20 protein-coding genes, 2 tRNA genes and 1 pseudogene are annotated in these 25,860 nt (G+C 66.9%); 10 read left to right on the forward strand and 13 right to left on the reverse strand.

The genetic code is table 11. The features are described 5' to 3' along the window. The 7 genes from A5651_RS04925 to pknB form a co-directional block, all read left to right on the forward strand. Positions 1 to 655: FHA domain-containing protein (locus A5651_RS04925; protein ID WP_156662626.1), on the forward strand; the 655-nt coding region annotated here is incomplete at its 5' end. A gap of 148 nt (positions 656 to 803) precedes the next feature. After that, positions 804 to 1,271 carry an FHA domain-containing protein gene (locus tag A5651_RS04930; protein ID WP_066976152.1) on the forward strand — a complete coding sequence of 156 codons (468 nt, stop codon included), beginning with the start codon at positions 804 to 806 and terminating at the stop codon, positions 1,269 to 1,271. After that, a complete protein-coding gene (locus tag A5651_RS04935) occupies positions 1,268 to 2,767 on the forward strand; it encodes a PP2C family serine/threonine-protein phosphatase (protein ID WP_066976155.1) in 1,500 nt (499 codons plus the stop codon). Before A5651_RS04930 ends, A5651_RS04935 begins: the two co-directional genes overlap by 4 nt. Further along, positions 2,764 to 4,179, forward strand: a complete 1,416-nt coding sequence (locus A5651_RS04940; protein WP_066976159.1) for an FtsW/RodA/SpoVE family cell cycle protein — start codon at positions 2,764 to 2,766, stop codon at positions 4,177 to 4,179. Before A5651_RS04935 ends, A5651_RS04940 begins: the two co-directional genes overlap by 4 nt. Then, complete coding sequence (gene pbpA, locus A5651_RS04945; RefSeq protein ID WP_066976162.1) at positions 4,176 to 5,651, forward strand: D,D-transpeptidase PbpA; 1,476 nt, start codon at positions 4,176 to 4,178, stop codon at positions 5,649 to 5,651. Before A5651_RS04940 ends, pbpA begins: the two co-directional genes overlap by 4 nt. Then, positions 5,648 to 6,949 (forward strand): serine/threonine-protein kinase, encoded by a 1,302-nt coding sequence (locus A5651_RS04950; protein ID WP_066976165.1) that lies wholly within the window; start codon positions 5,648 to 5,650, stop codon positions 6,947 to 6,949. Before pbpA ends, A5651_RS04950 begins: the two co-directional genes overlap by 4 nt. A 2-nt stretch (positions 6,950 to 6,951) precedes the next feature. Next, positions 6,952 to 8,826 (forward strand): Stk1 family PASTA domain-containing Ser/Thr kinase, encoded by a 1,875-nt coding sequence (gene pknB, locus A5651_RS04955; RefSeq protein ID WP_066976168.1) that lies wholly within the window; start codon positions 6,952 to 6,954, stop codon positions 8,824 to 8,826. Here the strand turns inward: pknB and A5651_RS04960 are convergent. The 3 genes from A5651_RS04960 to A5651_RS04970 form a co-directional block, all read right to left on the reverse strand. Next, positions 8,804 to 9,478 carry an aminodeoxychorismate/anthranilate synthase component II gene (locus A5651_RS04960; protein ID WP_066976172.1) on the reverse strand — a complete coding sequence of 225 codons (675 nt, stop codon included), beginning with the start codon at positions 9,476 to 9,478 and terminating at the stop codon, positions 8,804 to 8,806. The two genes, pknB and A5651_RS04960, sit on opposite strands and share 23 nt — an antisense overlap. 9 nt (positions 9,479 to 9,487) lie before the next feature. Beyond that, positions 9,488 to 12,766, reverse strand: a complete 3,279-nt coding sequence (locus A5651_RS04965; protein WP_231988571.1) for a LuxR C-terminal-related transcriptional regulator — start codon at positions 12,764 to 12,766, stop codon at positions 9,488 to 9,490. A gap of 63 nt (positions 12,767 to 12,829) precedes the next feature. Further along, positions 12,830 to 13,579, reverse strand: coding sequence for a DUF881 domain-containing protein (locus A5651_RS04970; RefSeq protein ID WP_066976175.1), 750 nt, complete (start codon positions 13,577 to 13,579; stop codon positions 12,830 to 12,832). A 109-nt stretch (positions 13,580 to 13,688) separates the two neighbouring features. Here A5651_RS04970 and crgA point away from each other — a divergent pair, with 109 nt between their 5' ends. Continuing rightward, positions 13,689 to 13,952 (forward strand): cell division protein CrgA, encoded by a 264-nt coding sequence (gene crgA, locus A5651_RS04975; protein WP_066976178.1) that lies wholly within the window; start codon positions 13,689 to 13,691, stop codon positions 13,950 to 13,952. Positions 13,953 to 14,107: 155 nt separating this feature from the next. Further along, positions 14,108 to 14,524 (forward strand): PH domain-containing protein, encoded by a 417-nt coding sequence (locus tag A5651_RS04980; RefSeq protein WP_066976180.1) that lies wholly within the window; start codon positions 14,108 to 14,110, stop codon positions 14,522 to 14,524. 6 nt (positions 14,525 to 14,530) lie between these two features. Here the strand turns inward: A5651_RS04980 and A5651_RS04985 are convergent, their stop codons facing one another. Then, complete coding sequence (locus tag A5651_RS04985) at positions 14,531 to 15,076, reverse strand: peptidylprolyl isomerase (RefSeq protein ID WP_197496548.1); 546 nt, start codon at positions 15,074 to 15,076, stop codon at positions 14,531 to 14,533. An 88-nt stretch (positions 15,077 to 15,164) separates the two neighbouring features. Here A5651_RS04985 and cwsA point away from each other — a divergent pair, with 88 nt between their 5' ends. Further along, positions 15,165 to 15,587: a cell wall synthesis protein CwsA gene (gene cwsA / locus A5651_RS04990; protein ID WP_066976183.1), complete on the forward strand. Its 423-nt coding sequence runs from the start codon at positions 15,165 to 15,167 to the stop codon at positions 15,585 to 15,587. Between the two features lie 34 nt (positions 15,588 to 15,621). Here cwsA and A5651_RS04995 read toward each other — a convergent pair. The 9 genes and pseudogenes from A5651_RS04995 to dnaN form a co-directional block, all read right to left on the reverse strand. After that, positions 15,622 to 15,694: transfer RNA gene (locus A5651_RS04995), tRNA-Ala, on the reverse strand. 131 nt (positions 15,695 to 15,825) lie between these two features. After that, positions 15,826 to 15,899 (reverse strand) — tRNA-Ile (locus A5651_RS05000). A gap of 59 nt (positions 15,900 to 15,958) precedes the next feature. Continuing rightward, complete coding sequence (locus A5651_RS05005; protein WP_066976186.1) at positions 15,959 to 16,807, reverse strand: DUF3566 domain-containing protein; 849 nt, start codon at positions 16,805 to 16,807, stop codon at positions 15,959 to 15,961. A gap of 34 nt (positions 16,808 to 16,841) precedes the next feature. Continuing rightward, a complete protein-coding gene (gene gyrA, locus A5651_RS05010) occupies positions 16,842 to 19,337 on the reverse strand; it encodes a DNA gyrase subunit A (protein ID WP_066976189.1) in 2,496 nt (831 codons plus the stop codon). 34 nt (positions 19,338 to 19,371) lie between these two features. After that, the gene (gene gyrB / locus A5651_RS05015) at positions 19,372 to 21,426 is read right to left on the reverse strand and encodes a DNA topoisomerase (ATP-hydrolyzing) subunit B (RefSeq protein ID WP_066976297.1); all 2,055 of its coding nucleotides are present in this window, start codon (positions 21,424 to 21,426) and stop codon (positions 19,372 to 19,374) included. Between the two features lie 233 nt (positions 21,427 to 21,659). Continuing rightward, on the reverse strand, positions 21,660 to 22,193 hold the full coding sequence (locus A5651_RS05020) for a DUF721 family protein (RefSeq protein ID WP_156662630.1): 534 nt from the start codon (positions 22,191 to 22,193) through the stop codon (positions 21,660 to 21,662). Positions 22,194 to 22,234: 41 nt separating this feature from the next. Further along, the gene (recF, locus tag A5651_RS05025) at positions 22,235 to 23,383 is read right to left on the reverse strand and encodes a DNA replication/repair protein RecF (protein ID WP_066976196.1); all 1,149 of its coding nucleotides are present in this window, start codon (positions 23,381 to 23,383) and stop codon (positions 22,235 to 22,237) included. A 4-nt stretch (positions 23,384 to 23,387) separates the two neighbouring features. Continuing rightward, a pseudogene (gnd, locus tag A5651_RS05030) lies at positions 23,388 to 24,290 on the reverse strand (phosphogluconate dehydrogenase (NAD(+)-dependent, decarboxylating)); the annotation flags it as partial. A gap of 19 nt (positions 24,291 to 24,309) precedes the next feature. Further along, on the reverse strand, positions 24,310 to 25,509 hold the full coding sequence (dnaN, locus tag A5651_RS05035; RefSeq protein WP_066976203.1) for a DNA polymerase III subunit beta: 1,200 nt from the start codon (positions 25,507 to 25,509) through the stop codon (positions 24,310 to 24,312). Positions 25,510 to 25,860: the final 351 nt, after the last annotated feature.

Consider the following 25,860-nt stretch of genomic DNA (forward strand, 5'->3'; position numbering starts at 1 on the left):
CGGCTACCCCCCGCCCGCAGCCCAGCCGAGCTACGGCGGCGACTACGGGCGCGGTGACTACGGCCAACCGCCCGCCCCACGCCAAGACGACTACGCCCGTCCGCCCGCCGGCGGCTATCCGGAGCAGGGCGGCTACCCCGACCAGGGCGGCGGCTATCAGGATCCGGGCTACGGCGGCCAGCAGTACGGCGCGCGCCAGGACTATGCCCAGCCCGATTACGGTCGCCAGGACTACGGCCAGCCGGCCGGCGGTTACGGCGAGCCGGGCTACGGCGAGCCCGCGGGCGGCGGCTATGACTACGGCCCACCGGCGGGTGCCGCAGCTGGCTACGGAGCCGGATACGGCCAGCCCGACTATCCGGCCGGCGGCGCCACGGTCACACTGCAACTCGATGACGGCAGCGGCCGGACTTATCAGCTTCGCGAGGGCTCCAATGTGATCGGCCGCGGCCAGGACGCGCAGTTCCGCCTGCCCGATACCGGCGTCTCACGTCGGCATCTCGAGATCCGGTGGGACGGTCAGGTTGCGCTGCTCACCGACCTCAACTCCACCAACGGCACTACCGTGAACAACGCGCCGGTGCAGGAGTGGCAGCTGGCCGACGGCGACGTGATCCGGTTGGGGCATTCCGAGATCATCGTCCGCGTCCACTGAGGGCTGTAAGGACCCAACGGCCGAGTCACAGCACGGGTACAAGCCGCGTGCTTCCCGCTCATGCTGTCGGTCGTCCAAGTATCGTGACGTTGCCGAGGGTCGTCGCGCACGTGAGGAGCGAGGCTGGACCAGACGGAGAGGACGTCAGATGCAGGGACTAGTGCTGCAGCTGACGCGTGTCGGGTTCCTGCTGCTGCTGTGGCTGTTTATCTGGTCGGTGCTGCGCATTTTGCGCACCGACATCTACGCGCCGACCGGGGCGGTGATGGTGCGCCGAGGCCTGGCGCTGCGCGGCTCGCTGTTGCCGTCGCGGCAGAAGCGCCACACCGCCCGCACGCTGGTGGTGACCGAGGGCGCGTTGGCCGGCACCCGCATCACCTTGGGCAGCCAGCCAGTGCTCATCGGCCGCGCTGACGACTCCACGCTGGTGCTCACCGACGACTACGCCTCCACTCGGCACGCCCGGCTGTCGCAGCGGGGTTCGGAATGGTACGTCGAAGACCTAGGATCGACCAACGGCACATACCTCGACAGGGCGAAGGTGACTACCGCGGTACGGGTTCCATTAGGCACGCCGGTTCGAATCGGCAAGACGGTAATCGAGCTGCGCCCGTGACACTTGTTCTTCGATACGCGGCCCGCAGCGACCGCGGCTTGGTCCGGGCCAACAACGAGGACTCCGTCTATGCGGGCGCGCGCCTGCTGGCCCTCGCCGACGGCATGGGTGGCCATGCGGCCGGCGAGGTGGCCTCCCAGCTCGTCATCGCCGCGCTGGCCCATCTCGACGACGACGAGCCCGGCGGTGATCTGCTATCCAAGCTGGAGTCCGCGGTGCGCGAGGGCAACTCCGCGATCGCCGCCCACGTCGAAGCAGACCCCGAACTCGAGGGCATGGGCACGACGCTCACCGCAATCCTGTTCGACGGCAACAGACTTGGGCTGGTCCACATCGGGGACTCGCGCGGCTACCTGCTTCGCGAAGGCGAGCTCACCCAGATCACCAAGGACGACACCTTCGTCCAGACCCTGGTCGACGAAGGCCGCATCACCGCGGAAGAGGCGCACAGCCACCCGCAGCGGTCGCTGATCATGCGGGCACTCACCGGCCACGAGGTCGAGCCGACGCTGATCATGCGCGAGGCCAAGGCCGGCGATCGCTACCTGTTGTGCTCTGACGGGCTGTCGGATCCGGTCAGCCACGAGACCATCCTCGACGCGTTGCAGATCCCGGATGTCGCCGAAAGTGCCGACCGGCTCATCGAACTCGCGTTGCGCGGCGGCGGCCCGGACAACGTCACAGTCGTCGTCGCCGACGTCATCGATTACGACTACGGCCAGACCCAGCCGATCCTCGCCGGTGCGGTATCCGGTGACGACGACCACGCGGCCCCGCCGGACACCGCGGCCGGGCGGGCCTCGGCGTTCAACCCGCGACGCAACGAGGCCAAACGCGTTGTGCCGCAACCAGAAGAGGTTGCCCGGCCACCACGGTCCCGGCGCAAGATGTTCATCGCCGCCGCGGTGCTGGTCCTGCTCGTGCTGGCCGGCCTGGCCGTCGGCAGGGAGATCGTCCGCAGCAACTACTACGTCACCGAGCACGACGGCACGGTGTCGATCATGCGCGGCGTACAAGGCTCGTTTCTCGGATACCAACTGCAGGAGCCCTATCTGCTGGGCTGCCTCAACGACCGAAATGACCTGTCGCTCATCAGCGCCGGGCAGGCCCCCGAGAACCTCAACTGCCGCATGCTCAACGTCAACGACATGCGCCCGTCTGAACGGGCCCAGGTCATCGCCGGTTTGCCATCGGGCAGCCTGGACAACGCCATCGGACAGATGGAAGAGCTCGCCCGCAGCTCCGTGCTGCCTATCTGCCCGCCGCGGACGCCTGCGCCGCCTCCACCGCCGCCACCGACGGCCGCGCCCGCCCCGCCGACCGGTCCGCCGGAGGCGCCCAACAGTCCGACGGCGGCCCCGCCGCGTGGGCCGCTTCCCGGTCCGGCGCCCGAGACGCCCACCACCGTGACCGCTCCCCCGACCCCGCCGCCGACAGTCACCGCGCTGCCGCCGCCCCCCTCCGAACCGGGCAAGACCTGCCGGACCGTGTCATGACGACACAACCCCAGCCGCCCGTCACCGTATTGCCGCCGCTTCCCAACCGGCGCAATGCGGAGTTGCTTCTGCTGGGGTTCGCCACCGTCATCACCACCGTCGCTCTGCTGATCGTCGAGGCGAACCAGGAGCAGGGCCTCAGCTGGGACCTGGCCTCCTACACCCTGGCCTTCTTGGGGCTGTTCGGTGCGGCCCATTTGATGATCCGTCGGTTCGCGCCGTACGCCGACCCACTGCTACTGCCGGTGGTCGCGCTGCTGAATGGCTTGGGGCTGGTGATGATTCACCGCCTGGACCTCGCGGCCAGTGACGACATCTCGACCGGGCTTCGCGGACCGAGCGCCAATCAGCAGATGCTGTGGACGTTGCTCGGCGTGATCGCGTTCTCATTGGTCGTGGCGTTCCTGCATGACCATCGGATGCTGGCCCGCTACGGCTACGTCTGCGGTGCCACAGGTTTGATACTGCTGGCGATTCCCGCCGTGCTGCCCTCGTCGATGTCAGAGCAGAACGGTGCCAAAATCTGGATTGAGTTGCCGGGCTTCTCAATTCAGCCCGCCGAGTTTTCCAAGATCCTGTTGCTGATCTTCTTTGCGGCGGTGCTGGTGTCCAAGCGCAGCGTGTTCACCAGCGCCGGGAAGCACGTGCTCGGAATGGATCTTCCGCGGCCACGCGACCTCGCACCTCTGCTGGCGGCGTGGATCCTCTCGGTCGGCGTGATGATCTTCGAGAAGGATTTGGGCACATCGCTTCTGCTGTACGCGTCGTTCCTGGTGCTGGTGTACGTGGCCACCGACCGGTTCAGCTGGGTGGTGATCGGGTTGGCACTGTTCGCGGCGGGAAGCGTTGCCGCGTATTACATTTTCGGCCACGTCCGCACCCGCGTGCAGAACTGGCTGGACCCGTTCGCCGACCCCGACGGCGCCGGCTACCAGATGGTCCAGTCACTGTTCAGCTTCGCCACCGGCGGCATCTTCGGCACCGGCCTCGGCAACGGTCAGCCCGGCGTGGTGCCCGCGGCGTCGACGGACTTCATCGTCGCCGCCGTCGGTGAAGAACTCGGTCTGGTCGGCCTGGCCGGCGTGCTGATGCTCTACACGATCGTCATCATCCGCGGTCTGCGCACCGCGATCGCCGTGCGCGACAGCTTCGGCAAGCTGCTGGCCGCGGGGCTGGCCTCGACCCTGGCGATTCAGTTGTTCATCGTCGTCGGCGGCGTCACCAAGCTGATCCCTCTGACGGGGTTGACGACGCCGTGGTTGTCCTACGGCGGCTCGTCGCTGCTGGCCAATTACGTTCTGCTGGCGATCCTGCTGCGAATTTCGCACGCCGCGCGCCGCCCGATCGTGACCCGGCCGACGAACAAGTCACCCATCGCGTCCGCGAGTACCGAGGTGATCGAGCGCGTATGAACACCTCGCTGCGCCGAATCTCGGTCATGATCATGGTGTTGATCGTGCTGCTGCTCGCTAATGCCACCCTCACGCAGGTCTTCACTGCCGACGGCCTGCGCGCGGACCCGCGCAACCAGCGCGTGCTGCTCGACGAGTACTCCCGGCAGCGCGGCCAGATCTCCGCGGGCGGTCAGCTGCTGGCGTATTCGGTGTCGACCGACGGCCGCTTCCGATTCCTGCGGGTATACCCGAACCCGATGACGTATGCCCCCGTCACCGGCTTCTACTCGTTGAGGTTTTCCAGCACGGGACTGGAACGCGCCGAGGACACCGTGCTCAACGGGTCCGACGAGCGGTTGTTCGGCCGCCGGCTGGCCGACTTCTTCACCGGCCGCGACCCCCGCGGCGGCAACGTGGCGACCACCATCAACCCGCGGGTACAGCAGGCGGCCTGGGACGCGATGGAGGACGGTTGCAGCGGCCCGTGCACCGGCGCCGTCGTCGCGCTGGAACCGTCCACCGGAAAGATTCTGGCGATGGTGTCGGCGCCGTCGTACGACCCGAACCTGTTGGCCAGCCACGACCTCAACGAACAGTCCCAAGCGTGGCAGCAGCTCCGGGACAGCCCCGGCAACCCGCTGCTGAACCGCGCGATATCGGAGACCTACCCGCCGGGCTCGACGTTCAAGGTCATCACGACGGCCGCCGCGCTGGGCAGCGGCGCGACTCCCGATATCCAGCTGCCGTCTGCGGCCCGAATTTCGTTGCCGGACAGCACCGCAACACTGGAGAACTTCGGCGGTGCAACGTGCGGAAGCGGCCCGTCGGCGTCGCTGCACGACGCGTTCGCCAAGTCATGCAACACCGCGTTCGTCCAGCTGGGCATCGACACCGGCGCCGACGCCCTCAAAGACACCGCGCAGGCCTTCGGCCTCGACACCACTCCGGAACCGATTCCGCTGCAGGTCGCCGAGTCCACCGTCGGCCCCATCAGCGACGCCGCGGCGCTGGGAATGTCCAGCATCGGCCAGAAGGACGTCGCCCTCACACCTCTGCAGAACGCGCTGGTGGCCGCCACCATCGCGAACAAAGGGAAAACGATGCAGCCGTACCTGGTCGACAGCCTCAAGGGGCCCGACCTGTCGAATATCGCGACGACCATGCCGCACGAACAGCGCCGTGCGGTGTCCGAGCAGGTCGCCGATACAATTACAAACTTGATGGTCGACGCCGAGCAGGTGACGCAGCAGAAGGGAGCCATCGCCGGCGTGCAGATCGCATCGAAGACAGGTACCGCGGAGCACGGGACCGACCCGCGCAATACCCCGCCGCACGCGTGGTACATCGCGTTCGCGCCCGCGCGAGCACCCAAGGTCGCGGTTGCGGTGCTGGTGGAAAACGGCGGTAACCGGCTCTCGGCGACGGGCGGCGCGCTGGCTGCGCCGATCGGCCGGGCGACCATCGCGGCGGCGTTGCGGGAGGCGGCATGAGCCCCCGCGTAGGTGTCACTCTGTCGGGCCGGTATCGGCTGCAGCGGCTCATCGCCACCGGCGGCATGGGCCAGGTGTGGGAGGCCGTCGACTCCCGGCTGGGCCGGCGCGTCGCGGTCAAGGTGCTCAAGGCCGAGTTCTCATCTGACCCCGAGTTCGTCGAGCGGTTCCGCGCCGAAGCGCGCACGGTCGCCATGCTCAACCATCCCGGCATCGCCAGCGTCTACGACTACGGCGAAACCGATATGGACGGCGAGGGCCGCACCGCATATCTGGTGATGGAGCTCATCAACGGCGAACCGCTGAACTCTGTGCTCAAGCGCACCGGGCGGCTGTCGCTGCGGCACTCGCTGGACATGCTCGAGCAGACCGGCAGGGCGCTGCAGGTCGCACACTCCGCCGGCCTGGTGCATCGCGACGTCAAGCCGGGCAACATCCTCATCACCCCGACCGGACAGGTGAAGCTCACCGACTTCGGTATCGCCAAGGCCGTCGACGCCGCGCCTGTCACGCAGACCGGCATGGTCATGGGCACCGCCCAGTACATTGCCCCGGAGCAGGCGCTCGGTCATGACGCGACGGCCGCCAGCGACGTCTACTCGCTGGGAGTCGTTGGCTACGAAGCGGTTTCGGGTAAGCGCCCGTTCACCGGTGACGGCGCGCTGACCGTGGCGATGAAGCACATCAAGGAGACACCCGCGCCGCTGCCGGCCGATTTGCCGCCGAACGTGCGCGAGCTGATCGAGATCACGCTCGTGAAGAACCCGAGCATGCGCTACCGCTCCGGCGGTCCGTTCGCCGACGCGGTGGCCGCCGTGCGCGCCGGACGCCGGCCTCCCCGCCCCAACGCCGCGCCGACCATCGGCCGCGCCGCACCGACCGCCGTCGGCACCGCTCCGGCCAGCGCGGCCATGACGGCGCGCGGTCCCGCCACCGCCGCCCGATCGCGGCCCATGACGGCCGCGCACCGCCCTCCACCGCCGCGTCGGACGTTCTCGTCGGGTCAGCGGGCGCTGCTGTGGGCAGCCGGCGTGCTGGGCGCGCTGGCGATCGCGATCGCGATCCTGATCGTGCTCAACGCCCAAGACAAGAAGGATCGGGAATCGCCGCCGCCGACGATCACAGACACCGTCACCCAGACCACCCCACAAGGGGCTCCGCCGCTGGTCACAGTGCCGGGCTGGACCGATGAGTGGTCCATCGGTCATCGTGGAGAGCAAATCGGGGTATACCGACTCAACGTGATCGCGCCGTCCGCACCGCTGCGGGCGGCGCCCTTGGATCCAGAACAGACATAGCAATGACGACCCCGCAGCACCTGTCCGACCGCTACGAACTGGGCGAGATTCTCGGCTTCGGAGGCATGTCCGAAGTCCATCTCGCGCGCGATGTGCGCCTGCACCGGGACGTGGCGGTCAAGGTGCTGCGCGCAGACCTGGCCCGCGACCCGAGCTTCTATCTCCGCTTCCGGCGCGAGGCCCAGAACGCGGCCGCGCTGAACCACCCCGCGATCGTCGCGGTGTATGACACCGGCGAGGCCGAGACGACCAACGGCCCGCTGCCCTACATCGTGATGGAGTACGTCGACGGGGTGACGCTGCGTGACATCGTGCACAACGACGGCCCGATGGAGCCGCAACGGGCCATCGAGGTCATCGCCGACGCGTGCCAGGCCCTGAACTTCAGTCATCAGCACGGCATCATCCACCGCGACGTCAAGCCGGCCAACATCATGATCAGCAAGAGCGGCGCGGTGAAGGTGATGGACTTCGGCATCGCCCGGGCGCTGGCCGACGCCAACAGCGTCACGCAGACGGCCGCGGTCATCGGCACGGCACAGTACCTCTCGCCCGAACAGGCCCGCGGCGAGAAGGTCGACGCGCGCTCCGACGTCTACTCGTTGGGCTGTGTGCTCTACGAAATCCTCACTGGCGAACCGCCTTTCATCGGCGACTCGCCCGTCGCCGTGGCCTACCAGCATGTCCGCGAAGATCCGATCCCGCCGTCGCAGCGCCATGACGGCATCTCACCGGAGCTCGACGCGGTGGTCCTCAAGTCGCTGGCCAAGAATCCCGACAACCGGTATCAGACCGCCGCGGAGATGCGCGCCGACCTGATCCGCGTGCATAGCGGTGAGACACCCGATGCGCCGAAGGTGCTCACCGCTGCCGAACGTACATCGCTGATGGCGTCGACGGGCCCGATGCACCAGACGCCGATGACCGAGGAGCTGACGCCACACCGGCGCGCCTACCGCGAGAGCGACCGCGGCCAGTCCGTCGGCCGGTGGCTGATCGCGGTCGCGGCGCTTGCGGTGCTCACCGTGGTGGTGACGATCGCGATCAACATGATCGGCGGCAACACCCGCGACGTGCAGGTGCCCGACGTGAGCAATCAGGCGTCGGCCGACGCCGTGGTGGCGCTGCAGAACGCCGGCTTCAAGACGCGTACGCAGCAAAAGCCCGATTCGAAAGTGCAGCCCGACCACGTCATCAACACCGAGCCTGCCGCCGGTTCGGAGGTGGACGCCGGCGACGAGATCACCATCAACGTCTCGACCGGCCCCGAGCAGCGCGAGATCCCCGACGTGTCGTCGCTGACCTATGCCGAAGCCGTAAAGAAGCTCTCCGACGCCGGCTTCGGGCGGTTCAAGCAGAGCCCATCACCATCGACGCCGGAGCTCAAGGACCGCGTGGTGGCCACGCTGCCACCGGCAAACCAGACCTCGGCGATCACGAACGAGATCACGATCGTCGTCGGTACGGGTCCCGAGAACCGGCCCATACCGGACGTGAAGTCCCAGACGATCGAGTCGGCCCAGCAGGTCCTCAACGCCAGCGGCTTCACCAAGTCCGTGCCCGTCGAAGTGGACAGCCCCGAGCCGGCCGGTCAGGTGCTGGGCACCACTCCCCCGGCCGGGCAGAACACCACGCTGGACACCGTCGTGCAGATCCGGGTCTCCAAGGGCAACCAGTTCACGATGCCCGACCTGCGCGGCCAATTCTGGACCGACGCCGAGCCGCGATTGCGCGCGCTGGGCTGGACGGGGTTCCTCGACAAGGGCGCCGACGCCCGCGACAGCGGTCAACGCACCAACGCCGTGGTGACGCAGAGCCCGCCGCCGGGCACGACGGTGAACTTCGACGCGACGATTACGCTGAACTTCGCTGCGTAGCCGCGCGTACGGTGTCGGCGACCTCGTCCTCGAGGGCGCGCACCAGCGATTCAGCCGGGGCGGCCCCGCTGTATCCCAGCCAGTTGGCCAGCATCCGGTGTCCGCCTTCGGTGAGGATCGACTCGGGGTGGAACTGCACGCCGTGGATGGGCAGCTCGATGTGCCGCACGCCCATGATGACGCCGCCGTCGGTGCGGGCGGTCACCTCGAGTTCGGCGGGCAAGGTGTCGGGCAGGATGGTCAGGGAGTGATACCGCGTGGCGGTAAACGGGTCCGGAAGCCCTTGCAGCACACCGACATTAGCGTGATGCACGGTGCTCGTCTTGCCGTGCAGGAGCTCCGGTGCCCGGTCGACGGTACCGCCGAACGCCACCCCGATCGCCTGATGGCCGAGGCACACTCCAAGCAGCGGCGTCTTTGCGGCCGCGCAGGCCTTGACCAACTGGATCGACGCGCCGGCGCGCTCGGGGGTGCCGGGTCCCGGGCTCAGCAGCACACCGTCGAAGTCGGCGGCGGCCTTGGCGATGTCGTCGGCGGTGGCGAGGCGGTCGTCGTCGTTGCGCCACACCTGCGCGTGCACACCGAGCTGGCCCAGGTACTGGACCAGGTTGAACACGAAGCTGTCGTAGTTGTCGACGACCAGAACCTGCATCCGCCCAGGTTACCGTGTGTGCTTGGCGGCTTCCTGGGCGAGTTGCACCCGGGATGAAAGCCCGAGCTTGGCGTAGACGTGGGTCAGATGGGTCTCCACCGTGCGCGGCGACATGAACAGCCGGGTCGCGATGTCCTTGTTCGCCAGCCCATCGCTGACCAGCCGGACGACGTCCTGCTCGGTGGGGGTCAGCGACGCCCACCCCGACGTGGGCCGCTTACGCTCACCGCGGCCACGCTGCGCATAGGCGATCGCCTCATCGGTCGACAACGCCGCTCCTTCGGTCCAGGCAGCGTCGAAGTCATCGGGGGCCATGGCGGCGCGGAGATCGTTGACGGCGGCGACGTAGTCGGCGTCGAAGTTCGGGAAGCGCACTTCGCCCGTGCGCTGGCGCATGGCCTCCCCCGCCCCGAAGAGGCGCGCCGCCTCGCGGTGGCTTCCCGCGAGCGCCGCCAGGGTGGCCAGGCACTCGAGCGTCGACTGCATCCGTAGTTGCGTACCTGCCTCGACCGCGGCCGACAAGGCGTCCTGGGCATCCTGCTCGGCGCCATCGAGTTCGCCTTGGACGAGTCGCACCTGTGCCCGCGCCATCAGCGCCACCGACAGAAAGCAGCCGTACGACATACCGACGGCCTCGTCTGCCCACTGCCGGGCGGTGTCGACATCACCAGATGACAACGCGGACAACGCCGCCCACGGGAATACGCCTACCACCATCATGCGATTGACGCCCGTCTGCCGACGCGCCTTGGCGTAGGCTGCTGTGGCCGCTTCACCGTCACCGGCAGCCTGATATGCCATGGCCAGCGTGGCGTAGCCCGGAGCGACGTAGAACTCCATCAAGTCTGAGGCGGCGTCGAGTGCCACTTCGGCTGATGCGCGTGCTCCAGCAACATCGCCCAGGTGAGATCGCGCAAACCCCTGCACCAGAAGCGCATACAGCTGAAGCATGGTGTCGTGCGCGGCGGCTGCTTCGTCGATGGCCCGGTCCACCTTGGCCAGCGCCCCGGTTATATCGCCGAGCCAGGCCCGAGCCCATCCCACGGCCCACAGGCAAGTCCGGGTGGTGGTGCGGTCGCCTATTTCGGCGGCGATTTCGTACGCCTTCGCCGCCGCCTCCTGGCAAGCCGCCGGATTGCCTGCGCCCATCGCCGAGCGGGCACGCTCGAGATGGAGCTGGCTCCAAATCCACGGATCATCCAGGCCTTCGGCGAGTTCCGTCGCTTCGGTGAAATACGTCCGCGTTGCTTCGGCGTCGTAGGCGGTGGCGACGCCGCGCCCGATGAGCGCCCGGATCAACAGTTTCGGGTCACCGACCGTACGTGCCAGCGTCACTGCCTGGTCCGCGTCCACCACGTTCTCCGCCAGCAGGGTCCACGCGCCCAGCATGACCTTGTCCACCAAGGCACGCGAGCGCACCGCGGTGTCCACCGATGACGCGTCGGCATGTGCAAACGCCGCATTCATCCACGCAATGCCCTCGCCGTTGCGGCCGCCGTCCTGCCAGACCGGGAACATCGACGATGCGAGCCGCAGCGCTGTTTCCACATCATCGGCCTCCAGGCTCCACGCAAACGCCGCCCGTAAGTTGTCGATGTCACCGTTGATTCGTTCGAGATGCTCCAGATAGTCCGGCCGCTCCGGGTGGTTGAGCGCATCGGCCTCCGATACGTAGTGGTCACGATGACGGAGGCGGACGTCGTTCGCCTCGCCTGACTCCCCCAGCTTCTCCAACGCGTACTGACGCACGGTCTCCAACAGCCGGTATCGCGTTCTGCCGCTGGTGTTTTCGGCGACCACCAGCGACTTGTCCACCAGGAGTGTCAACTGATCGAGCACCTGGTACCGCTCGACCTCGGAGGTGCCCGCGACGGCCTGCGCCGCGTCCAGGTCGAAACCGCCTAGGAACACGGCCAACCGGCGGAACAGCACCCGCTCCGGATCGGTCAACAAAGCGTGGGACCAATCGACCGACGCGCGCAATGTTTGTTGTCGACGCACCGCGGTGCGGGCGCCGCCGGTCAACAGCCGGAAGCGGTCATGCAGGCTGCCGAGGATGTCGTCCAGCGACAGCGCGCGCACCCGGGCCGCGGCCAGTTCGATCGCCAACGGCATTCCGTCCAGGCGCCTACAGATCTCCTCCAACGTCGCCTGATTATGTTCGGCGACAGTGAAATCGGGCCGCACGCGGCGGGCGCGGTCGACGAACAACTCGATCGCCTCGTCATCGATCGACAACGACGGCACCAGGAACGTCACCTCCCCCGGCACCCCCAGCGGCTCGCGGCTGGTGGCCAGCAGGCACAGTGCGGGACACGCGCCCAGAAGGTCATTGACCAATGCCGCCGAGGGCTCGAGCAGATGCTCGCAGTTGTCCACCAGCATCAGCACCCGCTTGTGACCGAGGGCGCGCACGACGTTGTCGATCGTCGACCGGCCGGGCTGGTCCGGCAGGCCGACGGCACGCGCGACCGCCACCGGCACCACGTCAGGATGCGTCACCGGAGCAAGGTCGACGTAGATCACACCGTCGGGGAAATCGCCGCCAGCACGCGCGGCCACCTCGACCGCCAAGCGGGTTTTCCCCGCTCCTCCGGCGCCGGTCAGGTTCACCAGACGGTTGTCGCGCAGCAACCCGCGCACTTCGTCCATCTGCGCGCCGCGGCCGACGAAGCTTGTGAGCTGCGTCGGAAGTGCCGGTGCGCCAGCATCTTTCGAGGTCCTCAGCGGTGGAAAGTCGTTGCACGTGTCGGGATGACACAGCTGAACCACCCGCTCCGGCCTCGGCAAGTCTCGCAGCGGATGCGTGCCCAGATCGGTCAGCCAGGCGCCACCGGGCAGCCAGTCGACTACCAGCGGCTCTGTCGCGCCCGACAACAGGGTCTGGCCGCCGTGGCCCAGATCGCGCAGCCGTGCCGCCCGGTTGATCGTCGGCCCCGCGTAGTTGCCCTCGTCGCGCAGCTGGATCTGACCGGTGTGAATGCCGATCCGCAGCCGGAGCGGCGCCAACGACGCCCGCTGCAACTCGAGCGCACACGCGACCGCGTCGCTGGCCCGCGCGAACGCGATCACGAAGCTGTCGCCCTCGCCTTGCTCGACGGGCCGCACACCACCATGCGCGGCAACGAGGCTGTCGACCGTGTGGTTCAGCCTCGGGAGTGCGGCAGTCATATCGTCGGGCTGGGAATCCCACAACCGCGTCGACCCCTCGACGTCAGCCAGCAGCAACGTCACGGTTCCGGTCGGCAGGTCAGCCACGCCCAGAGCTCCTACTTCGGGTGCGCTCATGCTAGCCAGCATGCGAAACCGGATCGGGGAAAACATCCGCGAAACCCCGTATATGGGGTGTGCTCAGTAGCCGATGGGTCCGAGCGGCTTGGCGAACCGCATCCGCACCGACTCGGGATGCCCGACGATGTCGACCGACTCGCGGGGCTCCTCCGAGTAGCCGAGCCCGAATCGCACCACGTACTGCTTATAGATCGTTACCAACGGTGACGCCGCGAGCGCGGCCTGCATCGCGACGGGGTCGCCGATGGCGGTGATGACATACGGCGGGCTGTAGGTCCGGCCGTTGAGGAGAAGCGTGTTTCCGACGCAGCGCGGCGCCGACGTGGCGATGATGCGTTGATCCTGCATCTGGACGCCCTCGGCGCCGCCAGCCCACAGGGCGTTGAGCACTCCCTGGATGTCCTGCTGGTGCACCACCAGATCGTCAGGGGAGGCGTCGCGGGGGAACCGGCCGTTGGCGTCGCGTTGAGCATCGTTGAGGGTGACGACCAGGCCGCGGCCACGGATCGGGTCGAGGCCGGCGTCGCCGGTCAACGCGGCGTTGCGCTTCTGGATCGCGGCCAGCGCGGCGTCGGCGCCGGGGGAGCCGCCGTGATGGCTGTCGATGTCGTCGACCAGCTTGTCGCGCTGCGCGCTGAGCCGGTCGACCGACTGCTGGGCGTCCCGCACCAAATCGACCAGGCGGGGCGAATCGCTGCGCCTGATCTCGTCGCCGCCGGAGACTCCGTGAGTGGCCGCGAGAAGGAGTCCGGCCAGCAGGCAGACCAGCGGCACCCCGAAACGCCAGACGGACTGCTGTGGAGCTGCCATCGTGTACTTCCCGTCGCGATTCTCGGCCCGCAGGGCTCCTACGTTAACCTCGTAGGTGAATCCTGCTTCATCGTCGCACCCGTGGCGCCGAGTGTTTGTGAAGGTACCAATGCCCAAGTCCAAGGTTCGTAAGAAAAACGACTTCACCATCAACCCGGTGAGCCGCACACCGGTCAAGGTGAAGGGCGGACCGTCGAGCGTCTGGTTCGTGGTGCTGTTCCTCGGGCTGATGCTGATCGGCCTCGCGTGGTTGCTGGTTTTCCAGTTGGCGTCGACGTCGATTCCGTTCCTAGCGGACCTCGGACCATGGAATTACGCAATTGCGTTTGCTTTCATGATCACCGGGTTATTGCTAACGATGCGCTGGCGATGACGGGCGCATCGGTCCTGATGAATTCAACTTGGACTTGATGCGTTACCCGTCCTGCAACCTCGTGGCAACCCAATCACATCGGTGTGATTCATCCCCATTGGGGATAGCACTTGTGGATAACCCCATAAACCGGGGTAAAAGGGTGTGGATTTCGCATGCAGCAAACTAGTTGGGGGCCTCCGGCCGCCGGAGTCGCTGCTTGCGGCGTCGGCGGCCTTATGGTGGCTATTGCCGCTGTGACCCTAATCACAGACCCCCCCGGCCGCATTCTCGCGATCATTGCCGCCGCCGGACTTCTCTTGTTTGCAACCGTTTCGTGGCGCGCACGGCCGAAGCTGGCAATCAGCGACGGCGGCCTTTTGATACGCGGACCGCTGCGCACACATGGCGTTGCTAAGAACAGCATCGAGCTCATTCGGATCACCGAATTCCGCCGTATTGCGCGCACCGTTCGGCTGCTCGAAATCGATACCACAGACGACCGGTTGTTCGTCTTCACCCGATGGGACTTGGGCACCGATCCGCTGGACGTCCTCGACGCCCTGACCGCCGCCGGCTTCGCCGGGGGCTGAGGTCCGTCAGGAAATGGTGATCGAGTCGATAACCACCGGCTCGGTCGGCCGGTCGCTGCGGTCGGTCTCCGTCGACGCGATCGCCTCGACGACCTTCTGCGACTCCTCGTCGACGACCTCGCCGAAGATGGTGTGCCTGCGGTTCAGGTGCGGCGTCTTGCCCACGGTGATGAAGAACTGCGAACCGTTGGTACCCGGGCCCGCGTTGGCCATCGCCAGCAGGTACGGCTTGTCGAACTGCAGCTCGGGATGGAACTCGTCATCGAACTGGTAGCCGGGGCCGCCGCGGCCGGTGCCGGTCGGGTCGCCGCCCTGGATCATGAAGCCGTCGATCACCCGGTGGAAAACCGCTCCGTCGTAGAACGGGCCGGCGGTGCCACCCGAGGCGTTCTCGGTGCCGTAGTCCTTGGTGCCCTGGGCCAGGCCGACGAAGTTGGCGACCGTCTTGGGGGCGTGGTTGCCGAACAGGGCGATCTTGATGTCACCGCGGTTGGTGTGCAGGGTCGCCGTCGCTGTCTGAATGGGGCTCGTCACGGGAAGCCAGTCTGCCACGCGCCGTTCACGCCGAACCGGGCACCGCCGTGTCGCCGTCAATGGCAGGCTGGTAGGGATTTCACATCGGCCGCGAGAGAGGTAACAGATGAGCTCTAAGACGCAGGCCCGGCTGACCCCGGGACAGCGATTGTCACGCGGCCTGAAATACAGCGCGGTGGGTCCCGTCGACGTCACGCTGGGGACGGCAGGGTTGAGCTGGCAGGGGGCGGCGTCTGCGGCGAGCAGCCTCCGTCAGCGTCTCGAGAAGAGCCGGCTGGCCAAGGAGTTCGAGGATGCCCAGGACACCATCGCCCAAGAGCTCGCCGCGGCGCAGGAGGTGCTGGCCAACCTGCCGCAGGCGATCGCGGATGCGCGACGGCCCAAGCGTCGGCCCCGCCCGCTTGTGCTTGCCGTCGCCGGCGTGACACTGATAGGCGTTGGGGCAGTGACGTTTTCGATCGTGCGGCGGTCGATGCAACCCGAGCCCTCGCCGCGGCCGCCGAGCGTAGACGTGACGCCGAAGCCGTAACGTCTCGGACGCCGTTTCCGCCGTGAGAAATCTGTGGAGCCTAGGGGATTCGAACCCCTGACTTCTGCCTTGCAAAGGCAGCGCTCTACCAACTGAGCTAAGGCCCCGGATCAAGCCGGTTGGTCGGCAGCTGCGTGCCACACCTCCACGCCATGTCGCGACCGCACCAACCCCAGAAGGATCACCGCCAGCGCCACCGCCGCGACCAGTAACACCAGCCTCATGGTGACCCTTTCCGTGGGCCTAGGAGGACTCGAACCTCCGACCTCTTCGTTATCAGCGAAGCGCTCTAACCGCCTGAGCTATAGGCCCGTAACGCACATGGCCGAGCGACGAGATTACCGTAATCGCGACCCCCGGCCCAAACCGGATCAGTCGCGGTCGGCCAGCGTCACCTCGATACCGCCGACCAGATCTGTCGTCAGGTTGTAGATGAACACGCCGACCGTGGCCATCGCCGTCAACAACACGATGTTCACCAAGCCGATCAACGCGGCGCCGCCGAAGATCGTCCCGCTGGACACCAGCTCGCCGCCGGCCTGGCCGTTGGCGCTGGTGAGCAGGTCGCCGACGTTGCTGTTGAGCTTGCTCCACACGCCCATGCCGCCCAGCACCAGGTACAGGAACGCCACGGCGATCATCCACACGAAGAACAACGCGACCGACAACACCAGCGACACCTTCAGCGCGCTCCACGGGTCGATCCGGCGAATCTGCATGCTCGCCCGCACCGGACCCGCCTGCGGGCGGCTGGCCACCTGAACCCGGCCCGCCGGCCGCACCGACGGCTCGGGCCGCTCGGGCGCCGACTTGCGGGGTTGGGCCGTCCGGGGCGCCGCTGCGGAGAGGTCCGGCAGCTCGCTGGCGTAGGCCTCACTGGTCGCCGGGGTGCTCACCGGCTCGCTGCGATGCGGCGGCGGCTCGGCCGGCTCCGCGGCGGGGGCAGAGCTGCCGGAGATGAACCGGTTGAGGCGGGCATCGGCGCCGGGGGAGGAGCTCGCCGGGCCCGCGCCGCGGGCGGGCTCCGGCCGCGGTTCGCGGGGCGAACGCGGTTGTTGCTTCTGCGCCGCCCTGGCCGCGGGCCCGCGCTGCCACGGCGGCACATCGCCGCCGCGTCCGACGGCGTTGCCCTGGGCGGCCGTTTCGGGATTCTCGGGAATGGATCCGTTGCCACTACCGTCGCCCGAGCGCGGATAGCCCGCCTCGTTCGGTGAAGTCACTCCGGCTCCTTACCGTCGGTCACGCCGGGCTGGCCTACTCGGCGCCCTCGGCCTCGGCGTCGCTTTCCTCTGCGTTGCGAGCGATCGCAATCAGTGTCGCCCCCTCACCCAGGTTCATCAAGCGAACACCCTTGGTCTGGCGTCCAGCCTTGCGGACCTGGCGCGCCGCGGTGCGGATGACGCCTCCGCCCGACGTGATTGCGTAGAGCTCGGTTTCGTCATCGACCACCAGCGCTCCAACCAGACTGCCACGTCGCTTGTCGAACTGGATGGTCAGCACCCCTTTACCGCCACGGCCCTGCACCGGGTACTCGTCGATCGCGGTGCGCTTGGCATACCCGCCGGACGTTGCGACCAGCAAATACGTGTCCGGACGCACCACGTTCAGCGACAACAGCGCGTCGTCGGCGTTGAACCGCATGCCCTGCACGCCCGAGGTGGCCCGGCCCATGGGACGCAGCGCCTCATCGGTGGCCGAGAAGCGGATCGACTGGCCCTTGGCCGACACCAACAGCAGATCGTCGTCGGCCGAGCACAGCACCGCGCCGACGAGCTCGTCGCCGTCGCGCAGGTTCACCGCCACGATGCCGCCCGAGCGGTTGGAGTCGAAGTCGGTCAGCTTCGTCTTCTTCACCAACCCGTTGCGGGTGGCCAGCACGAGGTACGGGGCATCCTCGTAGCCGCGGATCTGGATGACCTGGGCGATGCGCTCCTCCGGCTGGAACGCCAGCAGGTTGGCCACATGCTGGCCGCGCGCGGTCCGCGACGCCTCCGGCAAGTCGTAGGCCTTGGCGCGATACACCCGGCCCTGCGTGGTGAAGAACAGGATCCAGTCGTGCGTCGAGCAGACGAAGAAGTGGTTGACGATGTCGTCCTGCTTGAGCCCTGCGCCCTGGACACCCTTGCCGCCGCGCTTCTGGCTGCGGTACAGGTCGGTCTTGGTGCGCTTGGCGTAGCCGGTTTCGGTGATCGTGACGACGACGTCCTCGCGGGCGATCAGGTCCTCGTCGCTGACCTCGCCATCGGCGGCGACGATCTTTGTGCGACGGTCGTCGCCGTGCTTGTCAACGATCTCCTTGAGCTCGTCGCGCACGATCGCGCGCTGGCGTTCGGGCTTGGCCAGGATGTCTTCGAGGTCGGCGATCTCCGCCTCGATCTTCGCCAGGTCGTCGATGATCTTCTGGCGTTCCAGAGCGGCGAGCCGGCGCAGCTGCATGTCCAGGATCGCCTGGGCCTGGATTTCGTCGACGTCGAGCAGGTCGATCAAGCCCTGACGGGCGACATCGACGGTCTCCGACGCACGAATCAATGCGATGACTTCGTCGAGGGCGTCGAGCGCCTTGACCAGACCGCGCAGGATGTGGGCCCGCTCATTGGCCTTGCGCAACCGATAGGTGGTGCGCCGCACGATGACGTCGAGCTGGTGGTCGACGTAGTGACGGATCAGCTGATCGAGCCGCAGCGTGCGCGGCACGCCGTCGACGATCGCCAGCATGTTGGCGCCGAAGCTGGTCTGCAGCTGGGTGTGCTTGTAGAGGTTGTTCAGCACCACCTTGGCGACGGCATCGCGCTTGAGCTCCACCACAATTCGCAGTCCGACGCGGTCGCTGGACTGGTCCTCGATGTTGGAGATGCCGGTCAGCTTGCCGTCGCGGACCTGCTCTGCGATCGAGGTGATGAAGTTGTCGTGGTTGACCTGATAGGGCAACTCGGTGATGACGATTCCGGTGCGGCCGCGCGAATCCTCTTCGATCTCAACGACTCCGCGCATCCGAATGGATCCACGGCCGGTGGTGTAGGTGTCGTGGATACCCTGCGAGCCGACGATCAAGCCGGACGTGGGGAAGTCAGGGCCCTTGACCGCCTTCGTGACGGCCGCCAGCGTGGCCTCCTCGTCGGCGTCATGATTCTCCAGGCACCAGTACACCGCTTCGGCGAGCTCGCGCAGGTTGTGCGGCGGGATGTTGGTGGCCATGCCGACCGCGATGCCGCCCGAACCGTTGGCCAGCAGATTGGGGAATCGGCTCGGCAGAACCGTCGGCTCCTGCACACGCCCGTCGTAGTTTGGGATGAAATCGACTGTCTCCTCGTCGATTTCACGCAGCATCTCCATCGCCAGGGGAGTGAGCCGCGCCTCGGTGTACCTCATGGCGGCTGGCGGGTCGTTGCCCGGCGAGCCGAAGTTGCCTTGCCCGTCGACGAGCGGATAACGCAGCGACCACGGCTGCGCCATCCGCACCAGGGTGTCGTAGATCGACGCGTCGCCGTGCGGGTGGTAATTGCCCATGGTTTCGGCAACGGAGCGTGCTGATTTCGCGTGGCTGCGGTCGGGCCGGAAGCCCGAGTCGAACATCGCGTAGAGCACGCGGCGGTGCACCGGCTTGAGACCGTCGCGCACTTCCGGCAGGGCGCGGCCGACGATCACGCTCATCGCGTAGTCGATATAGCTTCGCTGCATCTCCTGCTGAATGTCGACCGGTTCGACGCGGTCTCCTGCTTCGTCGCCGGGCGGCAACGTGGTATCAGTCATCTGGTTTCAGTCCTAGCTGGTTGCGAAATCTTCGCTAAACGTCAAGGAAGCGAACGTCTTTGGCATTACGGGTGATGAAGCTGCGGCGCGCTTCCACGTCCTCGCCCATCAGGATCGAGAACAGTTCGTCTGCGGCGGCGGCGTCGTCCAGGGTGACCTGTCGAAGCACGCGCACCGACGGGTCCATCGTGGTTTCCCACAGCTCCTTGGCGTCCATCTCGCCCAGACCCTTGTAGCGCTGGATCCCATCATCCTTGTTGATTTTCTTGCCCGCCTTCAGGCCGGCCTCGAGCAGGCCGTCGCGCTCACGGTCGGAGTAGGCGAATTCCGGATCGCTGCGCTGCCACTTCAGCTTGTACAGCGGCGGCTGCGCCAGGAAGATGTGGCCGTTTTCCACCAGTGGCTTCATGAACCGGAACAACAGCGTCAGCAGCAGTGTCGAGATGTGCTGGCCGTCGACGTCGGCGTCGGCCATCAACACGATCTTGTGATACCGCAGCTTGCTGATGTCGAACTCGTCGTGGATGCCGGTGCCCAGCGCGGTGATGATCGACTGCACCTCGGTGTTTTTCAGCACACGGTCGATGCGCGCCTTCTCGACATTGATGATCTTGCCGCGCAACGGCAGGATCGCCTGGAACATCGAATCCCGGCCGCTCTTCGCCGAGCCGCCCGCCGAATCACCCTCCACCACATACAGTTCCGACTTACGCGGATCCGTGGAGCGGCAGTCGGCCAGCTTGCCGGGCAGGCCGCCGATGTCGGTTGCGCTCTTGCGGCGCACCAGCTCGCGCGCCTTGCGTGCGGCGATGCGGGCCTGTGCCGACGACACCGCCTTGTTCACAACGGTTTTCGCCTCGGCTGGGTTGGCGTCGAACCAGTGCTGCAATTCCTCATTGCAGATCTTCTGGACGAATGACTTCACCTCGGTGTTGCCGAGCTTGGTCTTGGTCTGGCCCTCGAACTGCGGCTCGGATACCTTCACGGAGATGACGGCGGCCAGGCCTTCGCGGATGTCGTCGCCAGTCAGGTTCGGGTCCTTGTCCTTGAGCAGCTTCTTGTCCTTGGCGTACTTGTTGACCACGCTGGTCAACGCCGCCCGGAAGCCCTCTTCGTGGGTGCCGCCCTCGTGGGTGTTGATCGTGTTGGCGAACGTGTGCACCGATTCGGAGTAGCCCGCGTTCCACTGCATCGCGACCTCGACCTCGTGGCCGGGGCCCTTGCCGTCGAAGTCGATGATGCTCTGCTGGATGGGGGTCTTGGTCCGGTTGATGTGCTTGACGTAGTCGACCAGCCCGCCGGGGTAATGGAACGTGCGGTTCTTGGTCTTGTGCGGCGCCGCCGCCTCGGCGGCTTTCTCGTCGGCCGACTTCGGCGCCTCGGCGGTATCGCTGACCACTTCGTCGACCACTTCTTCTGCCGACACGCGCTCGTCGGCCAGCGTGATGGTCAGGCCCTTGTTCAGGAACGCCATCTCTTGCAGGCGCCGCGCCACGGTCTCGAAGTCGTAATTGGTGGTCTCGAAGACCTCGGGATCGGCCCAGAACCGGACCGTGGTTCCGGTCTTTTTGGTGGGATCGCCCTGCTTGAGCGTGCCGGGCATGGCGCGGTCATAGGACTGAAACCACTCGTAGCCGTCGCGGCAGATGTCCACTTCGAGGCGGGTGGACAGCGCGTTCACCACCGAGACACCGACCCCGTGCAGGCCGCCACTGACCGCATAACCGCTGTTCTCGCCGCCGAATTTGCCGCCGGCGTGCAGCTGGGTCATGACGACGTCGACGGTGGGCGCGCCGCTGGCGTGCATTTCGACGGGGATGCCGCGGCCGTCGTCGCGCACCTCTACGCCGCCGTCTTCGAGAATCCGTACGTCGACCCTGCTGGCGTAGCCGGCCATCGCCTCGTCGACGGCGTTGTCCACGACCTCCCAGACGAGGTGGTGCAGACCACGTTCACCGGTGGAGCCGATGTACATGCCGGGGCGTTTGCGGACCGCCTCCAAGCCTTCCAGCACGGTGATGGCTTCAGCGCCGTACGACTTCTTCTTGCTGCTCTTTGCAGCGGGCGTTGTTTTCTTAGCGGCAGCCACTGTCGCCGGCATCCTTACTCTCTAGACGGGGGTGGGGCTCTGGCGGTGTCGATACCGCCGGAAGGTCACTTGCCCAGTCTACCGGGAACTAGCGACAGGACCGATTCTGAGGCCGCGTTTCTGCACACCTATTTGAGCCGCCTGTGGAATTTCTCGCTCCGGGGTGCGTGGCGACGCTTGAGGACACGACTTATGGCGTTCTGGCGGCTCTCAGCCAACTGCGAGGACGCCGGTCAGCCGTACGTGTCGCGCGGGCCGCGGCCGGCTACGTGGTAGCGCCCCCTACGCCAGGACGGGGCCACCGGACCGACGATCTTCAGCGATGTGACGACACCGTCGCCGACCGCCGCAGCGATCTTAGCCAGAAGTTGCCCCTGGACCATCCGTAATTGAGTAGCCCACGCAGTGGATTCGGCCGACACACTCAGCACGCCCTCCCGCAACGCGGTCGGCGTCGCATGCGCAGCGATCTGTTCCCCGACGACGGTCTGCCATTGGCCGAACACCGCGCCTTCGGCCACCCGCGGCGACCATCCGCGGGTCTTGGCGAGATCTCGGGTGGCCGCACCGAGCGTCTGAGGATCCCGGCTGTCCGGGCCGGGGCCCGACCAACTCCGACGCCGCCCCGCGATCCGGCGGGGAGCGGCGGGGGAGTTGCGGCCGCGGCCGACGTCCTTGCCCTGGCTGCGCGCCGCACCCCTGGCCTCTTCAAGCGTTCGGCGCACCAGATCCATCCCCGCCAAACCCGATAGGTGCGCCGGCGGCATCCCGATGTCGTCCTGACCAGAGGCGTCTTGCGGATGTTCTGTCACTGTTCCACCATCGATACTCGGCCGCTGTCATCGTCACGCATGGTGATCTCGATCCGGCGGGCGTCCCAGTCTGCCGGAATATCATCGCCGACCGCGGCCGTCACCAACACCTGTTCGGCGGAGGCCGCGACGCCGGCCAATGCCCGCCGACGCGCGGAATCAAGTTCTGCGAACACATCGTCGAGCAGAAGCACCGGATCGCCACCCTCTGACCGCAGCAGTTCATAGGCGGCCAGCCGCAGCGCAAGCGCCATCGACCACGACTCCCCGTGGCTGGCAAAGCCTTTCGCGACCTGGCCGCCCAGCCGCAGCTCCAGATCGTCACGGTGCGGGCCGACCAGGCATACCCCGCGCTCGATCTCGGCGTCACGCCGACGGGCCAACGCGTCGAGCAGCGCCGCTTCGAAAAACTCGACGGATTCGTTCTGCCCGTCGATCTGCTCGACCTTGCTGCGGTACTGGATCGCCGCGGGCCGCGATGCGGGTGCCAGCAGTTGATATGCCTTCTCGACCTCCGGGGATAGCTCGTTGACCAACTCCACCCGCGCCGCGATCAGCTGCGCGCCGTGGGCAGCGAGGTGGCCGTCCCACACGTCAAGGCTGTCGACGACGCTGCGGTCGCCGCGGTAGCGCGCCCCCGCTGCGGTTTTCAGCAGGGCCGTCCGCTGCCGCACCACCTTGTCATAATCGGCGCGCACGCCGGCGATGCGCGGACGCCGAGTCGTGGCGAGCTCGTCGAGGTAGCGGCGGCGTTCGGCCGGATCGCCGCGTACCAGCGCCAGGTCCTCCGGAGCGAACATCACCGCGCGCAGCACACCGAGCACTTCGCGTGCCGAGCGGACGGGGGAGCGGTTCAGCCGCGCCTTGTTGGCCCGCCCGGCCATCACCTCGAGATCGACAGCCAGCTCGCGGCCGTCGCTGACGACGATGGTCGAGATGATTGCCCGCTCGGCGCCCGTCCGCAGCAGCGGCGCGTCGGACGCCACCCGGTGCGACCCGAGCGTCGCCGAATACCATAGTGCCTCAACGAGATTCGTCTTGCCAAAGCCGTTGGGTCCGACGAACACGGTGCGGCCGGGCTCGAGATCCAACTCGACCCGCGCCCATGACCGGAAATCCTGCAGCCCCAGGTGGCGGACGTACAACCGACTACCCGGACTCGCTGACCCGTTTCACCGCGTGCCCGCCGAACTGGTTACGCAACGCCGCGACGGCCTTCATCGTCGGCGAATCGTCCTGCCGCGACAGGAAGCGTGCGAACAGCGACGCCGCGATGCTGGGCACCGGCACCCGCAGCCGGATGGCCTCTTCCACGGTCCACCGGCCTTCGCCGGAGTCTTCGGTGTAGCCCGAAATCCCTTCCAGGCCAGGGTCTTCCTTGAGCGCTTTGGCCAGTAGTTGCTGCAGCCACGACCGGACCACCGTGCCGTTGGTCCACGCCTGGTACACGGCTTGCGGATCCTTGATGAGCTCCTCGGCGGCCAGCACTTCATAACCTTCGGCGTAAGCCGTCATCAGCGCGTACTCGATGCCGTTGTGCACCATCTTTGCGAAATGACCCGCGCCGACCGGGCCGGCATGCACGAAGCCGTCCTCGCGCGGGCCCGGCGGCCGCAGCGTATCGAAAATCGGCATCGCGCGCTCCACGTCGGCGTCGCTGCCACCGACCATCAGGCCGTAGCCTTCTTTCAGGCCCCAGATTCCGCCCGACACACCCGCATCGATGAAGGCGATTCCCTTCTCGGCCAACATTTTTGCGTGCGGGGCGTCATCGGTGTAGCGCGAGTTGCCGCCGTCGATGATTAGGTCGCCTTCCGACAGTTCCTCGGCGAGCTCGGTGATGGTGTCATCGGTGATCGGCCCGGACGGAACCATCACCCACACCACCCGAGGTGGGGTGAGGGCCTCAGCGAGCGCGGCCAGCGTGGGCACGTCGGTGACCTCGGGCCGTGGGTCGTAACCGACGACCTCGTGGCCGCCCTGGCGAAGGCGTTCCCGCATGTTGAAGCCCATCTTGCCCAGGCCGACCAGACCGAGTTGCATGTAACGCCTTTCTCGTCGCGGGGGGCGCTCAGCCGGGAAGTCGCACCGGCATCAACAGGTAGACGTAGTCGGTGTCGGCCGCGGGGAACGGCCCGGCACCGGCCGCGCCGTCCTCATCGTCGCCTGCCGGACGCAACACAGCAGGTCGGCTGGGTGTCGTGAAGCCGAACGTCACGCGTTCGGAATGCAACGAGCTCAACCCGTCGGTCAGATAGGTCGGGTTGAACGCGATGGTCAACGGCTCGCCGGCGAACGACACCTCGAGGTCTTCCTCGGCGCGGCCGACGTCGTCGGCGCCGGCCGACAGCTTGAGCACGTCGTCGGCGAACTCCATGCGCACCTGCGCGCCGCGGTCGGCCACCAACGCGACACGTTTGATGGCTTCGGTGAGTTCGGCGACGCCGATGGTGGCGATGGCCGTGTGCTCGGTGGGCAGCAGCTGGCGGAACTTCGGGAATTCGGCATCGAGCAGTCGGGTGGTGCTGCGCTTGCCGTCGCTGCGGATACCGAGCAAGCCCTCCTTGCCGACGGCCGCACCCGCGCCGAGCGACAGGTGCACATCCCCGGCGCCGGTGCCTGCCTTCGCGGCTTCGGCCAACGTCTTGGCGGGCACAAGCACTGCGGCTTCGATGTCTGCCGATGTCGTCGACCAAGTCAGTTCGCGGACGGCGAGGCGGAACCGGTCGGTGGCAGCCAAAACCACGGATTCCCCGGAGATCTCGACCCGGATGCCCGTCAGCATCGGCAGGGTGTCGTCACGACCGGCGGCCACCGCGACCTGGCCGATGGCTTCGGCGAACAGGTCGGCGGAGATCACCCCGGTGTCGTCGGGCAGGGTCGGTAGCGCGGGATAGTCCTCGACGGCCATGGTCGGCAGCGAGAACTTCGCGCTACCGCAGCTCAGCAGTACCCTGGTGCCCTCGACGCTGACATCGACCGGCTTGGCCGGGAGCGCCCTGGTGATGTCTGACAACAGCCGGCCGGACACGAGAACGCTACCAGGAGAAGCGATTTCAGCAGCGACCCGTACCTCTGCCGACACCTCGTAGTCGAACCCGGAGATCGTCAGCCCGTCCTCCGAGCCAGTCAGCAGCACACCGGCGAGCACCGGAACCGTCGGCCTCGTGGGCAGATTGCGGGCGACCCAGGCAACCGCATCGGCGAAGTCCTCGCGGACCAACCGGAATTTCAAATCGGAGAGACCAACCGTCGTCGTCGCCACGTCCATAGTGTCCCTTCGATCAACTCACAACACGCGCTAACCAGCAGTTTCGGGACGCTTACGCTTCGATCCCCCAATGTCGCTGCGACGACCCTAACGGCTGTCGAAGAACCACCGTAGATCTTTCGGCCCCATCTTGAAAGCTAATCGATCGGGCTGACAACGGAGTTCAGCGACGTGCCATGAGCGCATCGTGAGCGGGTGCTCCCCAAGGTGCTTCTTCTGAGAGAAATCCTGGGAGATAACTAAGCAACAGTATTAGGTCCTGTGGAAGTTGTGGAACAACTGTGGTCGTCGCAGGACGACGACGCGCGCAGGTGTGAGTTACCTGTGGACGCCTACCCGAATTCGTCGCGC

It is taken from the genome of Mycobacterium sp. 1274761.0, from assembly GCF_001668615.1.
In the GTDB taxonomy this organism is placed as follows: domain Bacteria; phylum Actinomycetota; class Actinomycetes; order Mycobacteriales; family Mycobacteriaceae; genus Mycobacterium.

What these genes read in the sequence shown, in the direction of transcription:
- A5651_RS04930 (WP_066976152.1), top strand. Translation starts at nt 804, where the DNA reads ATGCAGGGACTAGTGCTGCAGCTGACGCGTGTCGGGTTCCTGCTGCTG.
- A5651_RS04940 (WP_066976159.1), top strand. Translation starts at nt 2,764, where the DNA reads ATGACGACACAACCCCAGCCGCCCGTCACCGTATTGCCGCCGCTTCCC.
- pbpA (WP_066976162.1), top strand. Translation starts at nt 4,176, where the DNA reads ATGAACACCTCGCTGCGCCGAATCTCGGTCATGATCATGGTGTTGATC.
- A5651_RS04950 (WP_066976165.1), top strand. Translation starts at nt 5,648, where the DNA reads ATGAGCCCCCGCGTAGGTGTCACTCTGTCGGGCCGGTATCGGCTGCAG.
- pknB (WP_066976168.1), top strand. Translation starts at nt 6,952, where the DNA reads ATGACGACCCCGCAGCACCTGTCCGACCGCTACGAACTGGGCGAGATT.
- A5651_RS04960 (WP_066976172.1), bottom strand. Translation starts at nt 9,478, where the DNA reads ATGCAGGTTCTGGTCGTCGACAACTACGACAGCTTCGTGTTCAACCTG.
- A5651_RS04965 (WP_231988571.1), bottom strand. Translation starts at nt 12,766, where the DNA reads ATGAGCGCACCCGAAGTAGGAGCTCTGGGCGTGGCTGACCTGCCGACC.
- A5651_RS04970 (WP_066976175.1), bottom strand. Translation starts at nt 13,579, where the DNA reads ATGGCAGCTCCACAGCAGTCCGTCTGGCGTTTCGGGGTGCCGCTGGTC.
- crgA (WP_066976178.1), top strand. Translation starts at nt 13,689, where the DNA reads ATGCCCAAGTCCAAGGTTCGTAAGAAAAACGACTTCACCATCAACCCG.
- A5651_RS04980 (WP_066976180.1), top strand. Translation starts at nt 14,108, where the DNA reads ATGCAGCAAACTAGTTGGGGGCCTCCGGCCGCCGGAGTCGCTGCTTGC.
- cwsA (WP_066976183.1), top strand. Translation starts at nt 15,165, where the DNA reads ATGAGCTCTAAGACGCAGGCCCGGCTGACCCCGGGACAGCGATTGTCA.
- gyrA (WP_066976189.1), bottom strand. Translation starts at nt 19,337, where the DNA reads ATGACTGATACCACGTTGCCGCCCGGCGACGAAGCAGGAGACCGCGTC.
- A5651_RS05020 (WP_156662630.1), bottom strand. Translation starts at nt 22,193, where the DNA reads ATGCCGCCGGCGCACCTATCGGGTTTGGCGGGGATGGATCTGGTGCGC.
- dnaN (WP_066976203.1), bottom strand. Translation starts at nt 25,509, where the DNA reads ATGGACGTGGCGACGACGACGGTTGGTCTCTCCGATTTGAAATTCCGG.